This is a genomic window from Pseudomonas sp. HD57-3 (assembly GCF_056113135.1).
In genome coordinates, this window is the sequence record NZ_CM148568.1 from 143,531 (window position 1) to 158,342 (window position 14,812).

13 protein-coding genes are annotated in these 14,812 nt (G+C 61.7%); 7 read left to right on the top strand and 6 right to left on the bottom strand.

Annotated elements, in window-relative coordinates:
- Nucleotides 1-27: 27 nt before the first annotated feature.
- Nucleotides 28-990 (top strand): LysR family transcriptional regulator, encoded by a 963-nt coding sequence (locus tag AC0R79_RS00665; RefSeq protein ID WP_039765068.1) that lies wholly within the window; start codon nucleotides 28-30, stop codon nucleotides 988-990.
- On the opposite strand, the gene AC0R79_RS00670 is transcribed toward AC0R79_RS00665, so the two are convergent.
- The 3 genes from AC0R79_RS00670 to AC0R79_RS00680 all read right to left on the bottom strand — a co-directional run bounded on the left by AC0R79_RS00670 (nucleotide 932) and on the right by AC0R79_RS00680 (nucleotide 5,137).
- The gene (locus tag AC0R79_RS00670; RefSeq protein WP_007954251.1) at nucleotides 932-1,138 is read right to left on the bottom strand and encodes a PA3496 family putative envelope integrity protein; all 207 of its coding nucleotides are present in this window, start codon (nucleotides 1,136-1,138) and stop codon (nucleotides 932-934) included. The two genes, AC0R79_RS00665 and AC0R79_RS00670, sit on opposite strands and share 59 nt — an antisense overlap.
- Before the next feature lie 108 nt (nucleotides 1,139-1,246).
- Nucleotides 1,247-2,113, bottom strand: coding sequence for a transcriptional regulator HexR (gene hexR, locus AC0R79_RS00675; protein ID WP_007954250.1), 867 nt, complete (start codon nucleotides 2,111-2,113; stop codon nucleotides 1,247-1,249).
- A gap of 150 nt (nucleotides 2,114-2,263) precedes the next feature.
- The gene (locus AC0R79_RS00680) at nucleotides 2,264-5,137 is read right to left on the bottom strand and encodes a putative bifunctional diguanylate cyclase/phosphodiesterase (RefSeq protein ID WP_236190477.1); all 2,874 of its coding nucleotides are present in this window, start codon (nucleotides 5,135-5,137) and stop codon (nucleotides 2,264-2,266) included.
- Nucleotides 5,138-5,396: 259 nt separating this feature from the next.
- Between AC0R79_RS00680 and uvrD the strand changes: the two genes are divergently transcribed.
- The 4 genes from uvrD (at nucleotide 5,397) to AC0R79_RS00700 (ending at nucleotide 9,769) form a co-directional block, all read left to right on the top strand.
- Nucleotides 5,397-7,580, top strand: coding sequence for a DNA helicase II (gene uvrD / locus AC0R79_RS00685; RefSeq protein WP_007954248.1), 2,184 nt, complete (start codon nucleotides 5,397-5,399; stop codon nucleotides 7,578-7,580).
- 148 nt (nucleotides 7,581-7,728) lie between these two features.
- Entirely contained in the window at nucleotides 7,729-8,169 is a 441-nt protein-coding gene (locus AC0R79_RS00690) for an EamA family transporter (RefSeq protein WP_474732757.1), read from the top strand.
- 175 nt (nucleotides 8,170-8,344) lie between these two features.
- A complete protein-coding gene (locus AC0R79_RS00695; protein WP_474732760.1) occupies nucleotides 8,345-9,223 on the top strand; it encodes a Tim44 domain-containing protein in 879 nt (292 codons plus the stop codon).
- 138 nt (nucleotides 9,224-9,361) lie between these two features.
- Nucleotides 9,362-9,769, top strand: a complete 408-nt coding sequence (locus AC0R79_RS00700) for an SMI1/KNR4 family protein (protein ID WP_007954245.1) — start codon at nucleotides 9,362-9,364, stop codon at nucleotides 9,767-9,769.
- A gap of 21 nt (nucleotides 9,770-9,790) precedes the next feature.
- On the opposite strand, the gene AC0R79_RS00705 is transcribed toward AC0R79_RS00700, so the two are convergent.
- Nucleotides 9,791-11,554: a cation:proton antiporter gene (locus tag AC0R79_RS00705; protein WP_064379734.1), complete on the bottom strand. Its 1,764-nt coding sequence runs from the start codon at nucleotides 11,552-11,554 to the stop codon at nucleotides 9,791-9,793.
- Between the two features lie 282 nt (nucleotides 11,555-11,836).
- Between AC0R79_RS00705 and AC0R79_RS00710 the strand changes: the two genes are divergently transcribed.
- Nucleotides 11,837-12,319: an acyl-CoA thioesterase gene (locus AC0R79_RS00710; RefSeq protein ID WP_003229693.1), complete on the top strand. Its 483-nt coding sequence runs from the start codon at nucleotides 11,837-11,839 to the stop codon at nucleotides 12,317-12,319.
- Between the two features lie 116 nt (nucleotides 12,320-12,435).
- Here the strand turns inward: AC0R79_RS00710 and pdxY are convergent, their stop codons facing one another.
- The gene (gene pdxY, locus AC0R79_RS00715; protein WP_085686046.1) at nucleotides 12,436-13,308 is read right to left on the bottom strand and encodes a pyridoxal kinase PdxY; all 873 of its coding nucleotides are present in this window, start codon (nucleotides 13,306-13,308) and stop codon (nucleotides 12,436-12,438) included.
- A gap of 117 nt (nucleotides 13,309-13,425) precedes the next feature.
- On the opposite strand from pdxY, the gene AC0R79_RS00720 reads away from it, so the two are divergent.
- On the top strand, nucleotides 13,426-13,839 hold the full coding sequence (locus tag AC0R79_RS00720) for a DUF3301 domain-containing protein (protein WP_007954242.1): 414 nt from the start codon (nucleotides 13,426-13,428) through the stop codon (nucleotides 13,837-13,839).
- 1 nt (nucleotide 13,840) lies between these two features.
- On the opposite strand, the gene AC0R79_RS00725 is transcribed toward AC0R79_RS00720, so the two are convergent.
- Complete coding sequence (locus AC0R79_RS00725) at nucleotides 13,841-14,812, bottom strand: CobW family GTP-binding protein (RefSeq protein ID WP_375744585.1); 972 nt, start codon at nucleotides 14,810-14,812, stop codon at nucleotides 13,841-13,843.

The window sequence follows — 14,812 nt, forward strand, 5'->3', positions numbered from 1 at the left end:
TCAGCCCGCGGCCAGAGTCGGTAGAAAATGCGTAAGTCCTTGATGCGTATGACATTGCGTCAATTGCAGATCTTCAACGAAGTGTGTGATTTGCGCTCCTACAGCCGCGCCGCCGAAGAAATGTCGCTCACACAACCGGCCGTCAGCCTACAGATTCGTCAGCTCGAAGAGCTGATCGGGCAGCCATTATTCGATTACGTCGGCAAAAAACTCTACATGACCGAGGCCGCCGAAGCACTTCAGCGCGCCAGCCGGGACATTTTTGGGCGCCTGGAAAACCTCGACATGCAGCTCTCGGACATGCAGGGCTCACTGCAGGGCCAATTGAAGCTGGCGGTGGAATCCAGCGCCAAATACTTCGTGCCGCACCTGTTCGCGGCGTTCAAGCGCCAGCACCCGGAAGTGAACCTGCAACTGACGGTGGTCAACCGTGGCCAGGTGATCCGCCGACTCTCCGACAACCGCGACGATCTGGTGATCATGTCGATGGTGCCGCAGGACATGGGCCTGGAGTTCCTGCCGTTCCTCAACAACCCGATCGTTGCCGTGGCGCGGCCGGATCATCCGCTGGCACACATGGGACCGCTGCGCTTGCAGGATCTGGAACCTTACACCCTGCTGATCCGCGAACCCGGTTCGGGTACGCGACTGGCCTGCGAGGAGTATTTCAAGGAGAAGCGCGTGCACTTCACCCAGACCCAAGAAGTGGCGTCGGCCGAAGCTCAACGTGAATGCGTGGTGGCGGGTCTGGGCCTGGCGCTGTTGACGCGCCACGCCCTGAACCTGGAGCTGGCGACCGGCGGCTTGGTGGAGCTGCCGGTCGAAGAATTGCCGCTGTTTCGCAGCTGGTGCCTGGTGCAAGCCAAAGCCAAACGGCTGTCACCGGTGGCGCACGCCTTCCTGGCGTTTATCCGCAGCGAACGGGTGCAGATCAGCGCGCTGGTTGAGCGCTTCGACGGGAAGCTGCCGGCGCTGCCTGCCAGTGATTGATGTCCTCGGGAAAATCGCCGATTTCGGCCTGAAGCTGGCGGAGTTCGAAGCGATCTTCGATAGCGCGGCGAAATTCCATGCGGCGCTGGTCTTCCTGCTGACGACGGGTTTTCGCGGCGCTGTTGCGTTCTTCGTAAGGCTGAGCCATTTCGAGTCTCCCAAGGCGATTACGGGAGTTTCACGATAGGCGCGGTGGATGACGATTTGGCTGCGTCGGGGTTACAGGCAGATGAAGATTGCCGTCACCCCATCACGATCAATCGTCCAGCGCTTTCACCGATTTTGGCGACAGCCGCAAGCTGCGCAGGCTGCGCTTGACGCTCTTGAGGTGGTTGACCAGGCTCGGCCCACGCGCCATTGCCACGCCCATCGCCAGTACGTCGATCACCACCAGGTGAGCGATACGCGAAGTCAGCGGCGTGTAGATTTCGGTGTCTTCGTGAACGTCGATCGCCAGGTTGACGGTCGACAGCTCGGCCAGCGGTGTCTGGCTCGGGCACAAAGTGATCAGCGACGCACCGCTCTCGCGAACGAGGTTGGCGGTGATCAGCAGGTCTTTGGAGCGGCCGGACTGGGAAATGCAGATCGCCACGTCGGTGGGCTTCAGCGTCACCGCCGACATCGCCTGCATGTGCGGGTCGGAATACGCCGCGGCGGTCAGCAGCAAACGGAAGAACTTGTGCTGCGCATCCGCCGCCACCGCGCCCGACGCACCAAAACCGTAGAATTCGACGCGCTGGGCCTGGGACATCAGCGTCACCGCCCGTTGCAGCTCCAGAGGATCGAGCTTTTCGCGAACCTCCATCAGCGTGTGCAACGTGGTGTCGAAAATCTTCAGGCTGTAGTCGGCGACAGAGTCGTCTTCATGGATCGCGAACTGACCAAAGCTGGCGCCGGCCGCGAGGCTTTGCGCGAGCTTGAGTTTCAGATCCTGGAAACCGGAACAACCGATGGCCCGGCAGAAGCGCACGATGGTCGGCTCGCTGATGCCGACGCTGTGGGCCAGGTCGGCCATGGAACTGTGCATCACTGCCGCAGGGTCAAGCAGCACGTGGTCGGCGACCTTGAGCTCCGACTTGCGTAACAGGTGACGTGACTGGGCGATGTGTTGCAGCAGATTCAAGGGGCTGGACTCTTGTTATGGAAAGATGTGCTTTGGCCAGATGCCGGGGATGTAGCAAGCTTGTAGTTATACTACATGAATCGGCTTTTTGCCTGCTCAATGCGTAACTCGATCCCCCCGGATCAGGCGACATGCGCTGCATGTAGCCCTTTACAGCGGTTTTTCCTGTTCACGCAGCAACGCGGCAAGGCCGACCGCCTCCACCGGACGGCTGATCAGATAGCCCTGCACCTCGTCGCAACCTTCAGCTTTCAGAAACGCCAGTTGCTCGGATCGCTCGACACCTTCGGCGACAACTTTCAGTGACAGCCCGTGAGCCATCGCAATGATCGCCCGGGTGATCGCCGCGTCTTCGCTGCCCTCGCCCAACCCGCGAATAAAGGCCTGATCGATCTTCACGTAGTCCACCGGAATCCGTTTCAGATAGCTCAGCGATGAATAGCCGGTGCCGAAATCATCGATCGCCAGTTTCACCCCCAGATCCCGCAACTGCTGGAACGTGGCGATGATGTGTTCGACGCTGTCGAGCAGCTGGCTTTCGGTCAGTTCCAGTTCGAGGTAGTGCGGCGCCAGGCCGGTTTCCTCCAGCACCTGACGCACCAGGCTGACCAGTTTGCCCTGGCGCAGCTGATGCACCGACAGGTTCACCGAAACCCGGATCGGCGCCAGCCCCTGACGCTGCCACTCGCACGCCTGCCAGCAGGCCTGGCGCAGGACGAATTCGCCGATCGGCCCGATCAGCCCTGTTTCTTCGGCCAGGCCGATGAAATCCCCCGGCGGCACCCGGCCCATGGTCGGGTGATCCCAGCGCACCAGCGCTTCCGCCGCGTTGAGACGACCGGTCGCCAGGCACAGTTTGGGTTGATAGAAGACGTTGAGCTGCTTTTCCTCGATGGCTTTGCGCAGCTGGTTTTCCAGTTGCAGGCGCTCCAGCGTGCTGGCCTGCAGACTGTCGGTGTAGAACTGGAAGTTGTTGCCGCCCAGGTGCTTGGCATGTTGCATGGCCATGTTCGACTGACTGACCAGCGCGGAAATCTCCCGGGCGTTATCGGGCAGCATGCTGATGCCCATCGAAGCACTTACTACCAATTCGTGCCCTTCCACGGTCAACGGCAGGCGCAGCTTGCTCGACAGTCGCGTGGCGACCCGCGCCAGGCTCGACAGGTTGCCGTAGGCGTCGAACAGCACCGCAAATTCGTCGCCGGACAGCCGGGCAATGGTGTCGGCCTCCGGCAGAGCATTGACCAGACGCCGAGACATCTTTTGCAGCAACTGGTCGGCGATCTCGTGGCCGAGGCTGTCGTTGAGCAGCTTGAAGCGATCCAGATTGATGTGCAGCAGCGCCAGACTCCGGCGCCCGCCCTGCCGCACGCGCTGATGGGCTTCGTGCAGGCGTTCGCGGAACAGCGAGCGATTGGCCAGGCCAGTGAGCTCGTCGTAGTGGGTCAGGTAGCGCATGCGCTCTTCGGACTCGCGGCGCGCCGACAGATCGGCGAAGAAACCGACGATATGACTGACATTTCCCCGACTGTCGCGCACGGCATTCAGTTGCAGCCATTGCGGATACAGCTCGCCGTTCTTGCGGGTTTCCACCAGTTCGCCTTGCCAACTGCCATGCTGCTCCAGCGCGTGGCGAATCGCGACGTAGTGCCGGCGGGCGTCGCGGCTGCACGGCAGTTCGACGACGTTGCGCCCGAGCATGTCGTCGATGTCATACCCGGTGACTCGGCTGAAAGCCTGATTGATGGCGATCAGCGAATAATTCGGGTCGAGGATCACGATACCTTCGCTGGCGGCCTCGAATACCGTCGCCGCCAGTTGCTGCTGAGCTTCCAGGCTTTTGCTGACGCTGATGTCGCGGCGGGTGCCGACCATGCGGATGACCCGCCCGTTCTCGTCGCGCTCCACCGCTCGCCCACGGTCTTCGATCCAGACCCAGTGGCCGTCGCCGTGGCGCACGCGGTATTCGATCTGATAATCCTCGGTGCGCCCCTTCAAGTGCTCGATCAGCGCGCGCTTGAGTGGCGGCACATCTTCCGGGTGCAGGCGTGGCCGCAGGTGCCTGAGCAGCCCGGTGACGTATTCCGGGTCAATGCCAAACAGTTCCTGAATCTGCGTGTGGTGAACTTCGTCAGTCTGCAGGTTCCAGTCCCACAGCCCCAGCTCACTGGCTTTCAACGCCAGGGCCAGGCGCGCCTCGCTTTTGCTCAGGGCCTGGTTGGCGACGTCCAGTTCCCGGCTGCGCTGGGCGACCCGGTCTTCCAGCTCGACCTGGGCTTCACGCAACTTGCCCTCAGCGCAACGCCGGTGCTCGATTTCCTTCGCCAGCTCCTGATTGAGCTGTTCGCTGCGGGTTTGTGTCTGTTGCAGGTGCTCGATCAGGTGCTGGTTCTGAAAGCGCCGCAGCAGTCCACGATCGATAAGCCGATTGACCTGCCACGCCACCACACTCAGGGAGCCGAGCAGGATCAGCCCGAGCCAGCCCCAGCCGCGCGCCAGTTCGTCACCGCCCCAGAACAGGTAGCCGATGGCCGGCAGCAGGCATGGCAAGGTAAAGGAAAGGAATGCCGGAATACTCACGGCGTAAGCCACGCTGGCCGACAGGGTCGCGGCGCCGATCAGGCCGAACACCCAGGCTTGCTGCATGAAGTTGTCGGCGGGGACCAGAGCGATGCCGGCGCCAGCGAGGGTCAGGCCGGTCATGGTCGAGCCGAGCAGGAACATCCGGCCCCAGATCGGCTGGGCCTGGCGATCGGGAATCGCCGAATCGAACGCCGCGACCTGAATCACCCGCAACGCCACCAGCGACAACAGCCACACCAGCCAGACGCTGACCACGAAGTAACGCTGCGGGCTCCAGAGCAGACCGGCGCAGACCAGACCATTGATCAACATGAACAGGGTGGGCAACAGCGAACCCTGATAAAGAAGGCGCGTGCGCTCGACCGCCATCTGGGTGGCGTAATGCTTGCGGATTACCCGGGGTTCCACAGAGGGGCCCGACAGGTCGAAGCTGAGGGTCATAGGCAACGTTCTTGTTCTTATAAGTGTGAGCATGCGCCCGGAAACGTGGACGGAGCATACACAAGCCGAACCACTTGCCAAACTGCCCCAGATCATAATTTCACCGAAACTTTTCCACCGCTCGTCACCCGCCAAAGCCCCGACGCCAGGCGGGCCAACGCCTGTAGCCGGTGACCGACCGGTCGTCACGGGCGGCACTTTCATCGGCTAATGCAAAGCTCGGTTTGCCCGGGCCTGCGGCGCACCCTAGAATGCCCCGATGCGCGATGATCTCTCCCTTCTGCTGAACTCCCTCAACGATGCCCAACGCCAGGCCGTAGCGGCTCCCGTTGGTCGTCAATTGGTCCTGGCCGGTGCCGGCTCCGGCAAAACCCGAGTGCTGGTGCACCGTATCGCCTGGTTGATCCAGGTCGAGAACGCCTCGCCCCACTCGATCCTGTCGGTGACCTTCACCAATAAAGCCGCTGCCGAGATGCGTCACCGCATCGAGCAATTGCTGGGTATCAACCCGGCCGGCATGTGGGTCGGTACCTTCCACGGCCTGGCGCACCGCTTGCTCCGGGCGCACTGGCAGGAAGCCGGGCTGAGCCAGACCTTCCAGATTCTCGACAGCGATGACCAGCAACGGCTGGTCAAGCGGGTGATCCGCGAGCTGGGGCTGGACGAGCAACGCTGGCCGGCCCGTCAGGCCCAGTGGTTCATCAACGGGCAGAAAGACGAAGGTCTGCGTCCGCAACACATTCAAGCCAGCGGCGATCTGTTCCTGGCCACCATGCGCGGCATTTATGAAGCGTACGAGGCGGCGTGCCAGCGTGCCGGCGTCATCGACTTCTCCGAACTGCTGCTGCGCGCCCTCGACCTGTGGCGCGACCACCCGGGCCTGCTGGCGCACTACCAGAAGCGTTTCCGACACATTCTGGTGGACGAATTCCAGGACACCAACGCCGTGCAGTACGCCTGGTTGCGTCTGCTGGGCAAGGGCGGCGACAGCCTGATGGTGGTCGGCGACGACGACCAGTCGATCTACGGCTGGCGCGGCGCGAAAATCGAGAACATCCACCAATACTCTTCCGACTTCCCGGATTCGGTGACCATCCGTCTGGAGCAGAACTACCGCTCCACGGCCGGCATCCTGAAAGCCGCCAACGCCTTGATCGCCAATAACACCGGGCGCCTGGGAAAAGAACTGTGGACCGATGGCGGCGACGGCGAAGCGATCAACCTTTACGCCGCCTTCAACGAACACGATGAAGCACGCTACGTTGTCGAAACCATCGAAAGCGCGCTGAAAACCGGCCTGGCTCGCAGCGATATCGCGATTCTCTACCGCTCCAACGCCCAATCGCGCGTTCTGGAAGAAGCGTTGCTGCGTGAACGCATTCCGTACCGCATCTATGGCGGCCAGCGCTTCTTCGAGCGGGCGGAAATCAAGAACGCCATGGCCTACCTGCGCTTGCTGGAAGGTCGCGGCAACGATGCGGCCCTGGAGCGGGTGATCAACGTCCCGGCTCGCGGCATCGGTGAGAAAACCGTCGAAGCGATTCGCGACCATGCGCGCCACAGCGATGTGTCGATGTGGGAAGCCATGCGCCAGCTGGTGGCCAACAAGGGCCTGACCGGTCGCGCCGCCGGTGCGCTGGGCGCGTTTATCGAGCTGATCGAAAACCTCGCCGCCAAGTGCGCCGAGATGCCGTTGCACCTGATGACCCAGACCGTCATCGAGCAATCCGGACTGATCGCCTACCACGAAGCGGAAAAAGGCGAGAAAGGCCAGGCCCGGGTGGAAAACCTTGAGGAACTGGTCAGCGCCGCGCGCAACTTCGAGAACACCGAAGAAGACGAAGAACTGACGCCACTGGCGGCGTTCCTCGGCCACGCTTCGCTGGAGGCCGGCGACACTCAGGCCGACGAGCACGAAGACAGCATTCAGCTGATGACCCTGCACAGTGCCAAAGGCCTGGAATTCCCTTACGTGTTCCTGGTGGGCATGGAAGAGGGTCTGTTCCCGCACAAGATGAGCCTGGAAGAACCGGGACGTCTTGAGGAAGAGCGGCGACTGGCCTATGTCGGCATTACCCGGGCGATGCAGAATCTGGTGATGACCTATGCTGAAACCCGACGCCTGTACGGCAGCGAAACCTACAACAAGGTGTCGCGTTTCGTACGGGAAGTACCGAAAGGTTTGATTCAGGAAGTGCGCCTGTCCAACAGCGTCAGCCGGCCGTTCGGCGGCAACCAGTCGATGGGCGGCAGCAACCTGTTCAGCGGCAGCGAGATTCCGGAAACCGGCCTGAGCCTCGGCCAGGCTGTCCGTCACTCGATCTTCGGCGACGGTGTGATCCTCAACTTCGAAGGCGCCGGCGCCCAGGCCCGGGTGCAGGTGAACTTCGCCGAAGGCAGCAAGTGGCTGATGCTCGGGTACGCGAAGCTGGAAGCCATCTAAACGCAGCCCGTCGTTGCTCATCGTTCCCACGCTCTGCGTGGGAATGCATCCCGTGACGCTCCGCGTCACTGTGGACGCGGAGCGTCCATGGCGGCGTTACCACGCAGAGCGTGGGAACGATCGGACACGAATACTGGAGGCAACATCCATGGGCTCGGGCTTCTTTTCTTCCTGGACGTTCTGGGCCCTGCTCTCGGCCACCTTCGCCGCGCTGACGGCCATCTTCGCCAAGATCGGCATCGAAAACGTCAACTCCGACTTCGCCACCCTGCTGCGCACAATCGTCGTATTGGTCAGTCTGGCCTTGATTTTGTACACCACGGGCCAATATCAGTCCTTGGGATCGATCTCCGCCAAGAGCTACCTGTTCCTGCTGTTGTCCGGGCTGGGGACTGGCGCTTCGTGGCTGTGCTACTTCCGGGCGTTGAAAGTCGGACCGGCGTCGCTGGTCGCCCCGGTGGACAAGCTCAGCGTGGTCTTCGTGGCGGTGCTCGGTGTGATCCTGCTGGGCGAGAAACTCGACCTGCGCCAGTGGGGCGGTATCGGCCTTATCACTGCCGGCGTGGCGATGCTGGCATTTCGGCGCTGATCCATTTCCTGCTGAACCTATCTCCTTTTCCTACAGACAAAAGTACATGGCCTTATTGCCCCGACCGAGCTGAACGTAACCTGTCAGGCAAAAGCCCGAAACACTCTCTCGCTAGCCAGTAACACTTCAGCTGTGCAACATGGCGCGCGTGTCTCCACAAACGGGAATTCCCTTTATGAAACGTTTTCTTAGCATCGCCATGGCGTTGTGCATCGGCCTGACGATGAGCCTCGACGCCAACGCCAAGCGCTTTGGTGGTGGCAAAAGCGCCGGCGCTGCGCCGACGCACCAGACCAGCCAGATGGCTCCTTCTTCCCCAGGCATGGGCGGCGCTGCGGCGACCGCTGGTGCTGCCGGTGCCGCGGGCGCTGCGGCCAAGGCCGGCGGTGCTTCGAAATGGCTCGGCCCTCTGGCCGGCATCGCGGCCGGTGGCCTGCTCGCTTCCATGTTCATGGGCGGCGGCTTCGAAGGCATGCAGTTCTTCGACATCCTGATCATGGCCGTGATCGCGTTCGTGATCTTCCGCTTCATCGCCGCCCGTCGTCGCAAGCAGCAGGAGCAGTTCGCTCCGGCCGGCGCGCCGATGCAGCGTGAAGTGTTCGAACAGAAGCCAGCAGTCATGGGTTCGATCTTCGGTGGTTCGGCCGCACCTGCTGCCGCCCGTCCGGTGATCAACGCTCCGGCCTGGTTCAACGAACAGCGCTTCCTTGAAGCCGCCCGCAGCCACTTCCAGGCGCTGCAGCAGCACTGGGACGCCAACGAAATGGACAAGATCGCCGAGTTCGTGACCCCGCAAATGTTCGAGTTCCTCAAGCGCGAGCGCGCGGAACTGGGTGATGCGTTCCAGTCCACCTACATCGACAACCTCCAGGTACAACTGGATGGCGTGGATGATCGTGCGGACAAGACCATCGCCACCCTTACCTTCAACGGCGTGTCGAAGACCTCGCGTTTCGACCAGCAGGGCGAAGTGTTCAGCGAAAGCTGGAACATGGAACGTCCACAGGGCGACAACCAGCCTTGGCTGGTCGCCGGTATCCGCCAGAACGGCTGATCACCTCCGACGTTTTACCCGCAGTAATGAAAACCCCGGCCTCGGCCGGGGTTTTCTATTTCGCGGTTGCATCTATAGCGAGCTACTGTATAAACCGCCCCATATAAACCGCGCCATTCAAGCAAGAGGATCCCGGACGTGGAAGAAATCATCGAACAACTGCGCGAAGCCAACGAACCCGTACCGGTTCCCCTGGAGTTGCCCGACGAAGACCAGTTGGTGGAAATCGAAGAAGAACTCTTCATCAACATCCCGTTCGTCTTCAAAGAGTTTCTGCTGACCGTCAGCGACGTGGTTTACGGCAGCCTGGAGCCGGTAACCGTCACCGACCCGCAATCCCACACCTACCTGCCGGACGTCGCCGCCAATGCCTGGGATGCCGGCGTGCCGCGCGACCTGATCCCGATCTGCCAGGACGGTGACGACTACTACTGCGTCGAAGAAGACGGCACCGTGGTGCTGTGGTCCGGCGAAGAAGAACTGATCACCGAAGAGTCCTGGGAATCGGTCTGGCACTGGGCTCGGGACGTCTGGCTGGAAAGCTGAAACGCCCCTCCCCATGGGTGGTCAGTGCCCCGACGGCTCCTTGTGGTTGTCGAGGGTTTCCAGCAAGGCCACCTGCATCCGCGTGTGCACCCGGATGAACCAGCGCCAGAGCAGCGCCGCCACGGCGGCCGCGACCACGGCGATCAGCACCAGCAACTTGTTGGTCGGCAAGATACTGGCCGACAAGGCTGCCAACAGCAGGAAAATCACCAGCAGCGAGATGATCGGGATCACTTCGGCGATCACCCGGCGCACTCGCTGCGTGTGACGCCCGGCCATTTCCGGCTTCACGCCCATCTCCGCCAGCAGCATCGACAGCGCCTTGAGCTTGCGATAGGCCGCGATCAGGAACGGCAACGACACCAGCAACGCCCCGCCCCAGATCAACGCCTTCTGCCAGCTCGGGTCGCTGATCCAGTCCTGCATCCAGATCGAGAGGCGCCCGGCAAAGAAAGCGCCGGCAAAGAAGATCGCAATCACCAGCGCCAGATTGACCCCGACCTGCAGCAGGATCCGCCGGATCATCGAGGCCAGCATCGCGCCCTCACCCTGCGGCTGAATGCTGCGCAGCCACTCGCCGTACATCCCGAACACTCGACCGAGGCGCTGCGGCATCGCGGCGGACAGCTTGATCGACAGCGGATCGGCAGCCCGGATCAGGTACGGCGTCAGCAACGTGGTTATCACCGAAACCGCCACGGCCACCGGATAAAGGAAGTTGCTGGTGACTTGGAGGGTCATCCCCAGCGCCGCGATGATGAAGGAGAATTCGCCAATCTGCGAAAGCCCCATCCCGACCCGCAGTGAGGTGCGTCCGTCATTCCCCGCGATAAACGCCCCGAGGCCGCAGGACAACATCTTGCCCAGCACCACGGCGACCGTGATTACCGCAATCGGCCACGCGTATTGCAGAAGGATCATCGGATCGAGCATCAGGCCGATGGCGACGAAGAAGATCGCACTGAACAGGTCGCGAACCGGCTCGATCAGGCGCTCGATTTTCAGCAGTTGCCGCGACTCGGCCATGATCGCGCCGATCAGGAACGCCCCGAGCACCATGCTGTACTCGAGTTTGACCACCAGCAGGCAGAAGCCGAAACACAGGCCCAGCACGGTGATCAGCAGCATCTCGTTGCTTTCGAATTTTGCCACGTAGGCCAACAGTCGCGGCACCAACAGAATGCCGACAACCAAGGCGACGATCATGAACAGTGAGAGCTTGCCGACGGTAGAAAACACTTCGCCGGAACTCACCGTGCCGCTGACCGCAATGCTCGACAGCAAGGCGATGATGCCGATGCCGAGAATGTCCTCGACGATCAGAACGCCGAAGATCAGCTGCGCGAAGCGCTCGTTTTTCATCTTCAGGTCGTTGAGTGCCTTGACGATGATGGTGGTCGAGGAAATCGCCAGGATCGCGCCGAGGAACAGCGAATCCATGGTGTTCCAGTCGAACCAGCGGCCGATTTCGTAGCCGATCCAGATCATCAGGACAATTTCGAGGAACGCCGCGATGAAGGCCGTAGCGCCGACCTTGAACAGCTTGCGCAGGCTGAACTCCAGGCCCAGGCAGAACATCAGGAAAATCACCCCCAGCTCGGCGAGGGTCTTGATGGTTTCTTCGTCGTGGATCAGGCCGAATGGCGGTGTGTGCGGGCCGATGATGAAACCGGCGACGATGTAGCCGAGTACTACCGGCTGCTTGAAGCGGTGGAACAGAACGGTCACCACACCTGCGACCAACATGATCACCGCCAGATCCTGAATAAAGCTGATGGCATGCATGGTGTGGGCTCCTTGAATGACGAGGCTCACGCAGGCATGGGAAATGTCTGGGCGAGCTGAGTAAAAATCCGCTTTGGGTGTAGGAATCGCCCTTGGGGAGGCGCTTTTGCAGGGTAACACCGCGACTTCCGGCTGAAAGGCGGTGCAATATATGGAAACAGATCGATTCGGGCGTGACGGCGGCCAGTTGCCTGGCGTCCCGATAACGGTGCTTTTGAAAAGCGACCAGGCACCCGCAGAGGTGTTTCTTCCAGCAACCCTGCCTTGACCCGTGAGAACGTTATGGAACCCGGAAACGCCCAGCTGTCGATGACGGTACTGATGACCCCCGACATGGCCAACTTCTCTGGCAATGTCCACGGCGGCACCCTGCTCAAATACCTCGACGAAGTGGCCTACGCCTGCGCCAGCCGTTATGCCGGCCGCTACGTGGTGACCCTGTCGGTGGATCAGGTGATTTTCCGCGAGCCGATCCATGTCGGCGAACTGGTGACTTTCCTGGCTTCGGTGAACTACACCGGCAACACCTCGATGGAAGTCGGCATCAAAGTGGTGACCGAGAATATCCGCGAGCGCTCGGTGCGCCACACCAACAGCTGCTTCTTCACCATGGTCGCGGTGGACGATCAGCGCAAACCCGCCGCCGTACCGCCGCTGCAACCGCAGAACAGCGAAGACAAGCGTCGCTACATGCAGGCGCAGCAACGCCGGCAGATCCGTCAGGAGCTGGAAAAGCGCTATCAGGAAATCAAGGGCGACGCCTGATCAGCCCTTCGATCTATGGCGCTCTGCAGATAGCTTTCGCGAGCAAGCCCGCTCCCACATTTGGAATGCGTTCCTCCTGTGGGAGCGGGCTTGCTCGCGAATGGGGCAACTCGGTCTTACAGACTGATCGGCGTGGCTTCGAACTTCACCCGCGGATGCGCAATCCGGTCCTGCGCTCGCACCAGCTGCAGCTCGTAACTGGCGCAAGCCTGGGTTTCCAGCAGCACTTCATGCACCGCTGCTGCGGTGAATTCAAACGCTGCCACCAGGCTATCCCCGAGCAGCACGCGCGCCAGAAACAGGCCGGACGTCAGATCGCCCACGCCGACCGGTTGACGCGGAAACGCCAGCAGCGGACGCCGCAGATGCCAGCTGCCCTCGGCCGTCACCAGCAACATTTCAAAGCCATCCGCCGGTTTGCCCGGATAATCCAGATGTTTGACCAGCACCGCTTTCGGCCCACGTGCCAGCAGCGCCCGCGCCATCGCCAGGCAATCGAACAGCGACTGCGGCTTGCGCCCGGAGAAGCTGTCCAGCTCCAGCTGGTTCGGGCACATGAAATCCGCAACGGCAGCGGCTTCTTCCAGCAGGAAATCACTGACTTCGGCGGGAACGCTGCAACCCTTTTCCGGATGCCCCATCACCGGGTCGCACAGATAAAGGGCTTTCGGGTTGACCGCCTTGATCCGCTCGATGCCACTGAGAATCGCCCGGCCCTGCGCCGCGCTGCCGAGATAACCGGACAGCACCGCGTCGCAATTGCCCAGCTCACCGATGGCGGCGATGCCTTCGACCAGTTCGGGGATCCGGTGCGGCGCCAACACTTCGCCGGCCCACTGGCCGTACTGCGTGTGATTGGAGAACTGCACCGTATTGAGCGGCCAGACATTCACCCCGACCCGCTGCATCGGAAAAACCGCAGCGCTGTTGCCGGCGTGGCCGAACACCACATGGGACTGGATGGCGAGCAGATGAGGCGTACGTTTCATTCGGGTTTTTCCGTAAAACGATTGAAATTCAAGCCGCGCAGTATGCGACGAAACGCAGCCTGTACGACAGACCGGCGACGCAGTTAAGCTGACGCCATCATTTGGAGTTTCGTGTTGATGCTCACCCTGGAAAACATTTTCGTGCTGATGCTGTTCGCCGTCGCCGGTGCGTGGCTCTGGCACAACCACGGCTTGCGCGAGCGGGCGCTGGAGCGGGTCAAACAGCATTGCGTGAATGTCGGCGTCGAGTTGCTCGACGGTAACGTGGCGCTGAAGAAGATCGGTCTGATCAAGGACGCCAGCGGTCGGCGACGTCTGGCCCGGGTCTACAATTTCGAATTCACCGTGACCGGTGAAACCCGGCACAACGGCACCATCACCCAGTTCGGTGCGCATAGCGCGCAGATTGAGCTGGCGCCCTACCCGGCGCCATTTGATGACACGCCGCCCGTGGTGGAAGTGACCAAGCCGCGTGGTGAAGTGATCGAGCTGAGCCAGTGGCGTCAGGAACATACCAAGTGGAAGCCTTGAGTCAGCTCGTCTGAAGCCGACACCGGGCCAGTCCGGCCTGTAATTCACTGACTGCCTGCGGTTCGTCGAAAATCAGCTCGATCCGGGAATCCTTGCGCCATTCACTGGGCAGCCAGCTGAGCTCGGCATTGTCCAACGCATTGGCTGACTGCCAGCCGTCCGGGCTGTGAATCACCAGTTTGGCCCGGCGCCAGTTCAGACTTTTCAGCCATCGGGTTATCCCCGACACGTCGAACACCTGGCTCGGATGCCAGCGCCAACCGATGCTCCAACCACCCTCCTGAGCCTGACTCAGGCAGATCGGCAATGCCGGATCGCTCCAGATGGCCGGCATCTGCGCCAGCCCCTGAGGCACAACCAACTTATCCACACCTGCTTGCGCCTGCACCGCCAGACCCGGCAACTCGCTGAGCGGCAACATCGCCTGCTGCGTCCAGATCAGTCGGACAGGCGGCAATTGTCGGGTGATTCGCTCACGCGTGGTCTCGTCGAGGATTTCTGCCTTGTTCAACAGCAGCAGGCCTGCGCTGGCCAAGGTTTCCTGCTGCGCGTCCGGCAGCGGTTTGCCAGCGGCGAGGGCTTGGGCGTCCAGCACCAGCACGCAAGGTTGTACGGCGAGAACGCCTTGCCACGGCGCCTCTTTCAGTTGCTTCAGCAGCTGCGCCGGATGCCCGAGCCCGGAAGGCTCGATGAACAAACGATCCGGCCGCGCCTTGCGCAACAAACGCCCGAGACCAATCTGGAACGGCGCACCATTCACACAACACAAACAGCCCCCGGCCACTTCGCCCAGTGCGATACCATCGGCGTCGCGGGTCAACAGCGCAGCGTCGAGCCCGATCTGGCCGAACTCGTTGATCAGCACCGCCCAGCGCTCGCCCGCCGGTCGCTGGGCCATGAGCTGGCGGATCAGGCTGGTCTTGCCCGCGCCCAAGGGGCCGGCGATGACGTGGGTGGGAATGTTCTGCAACAT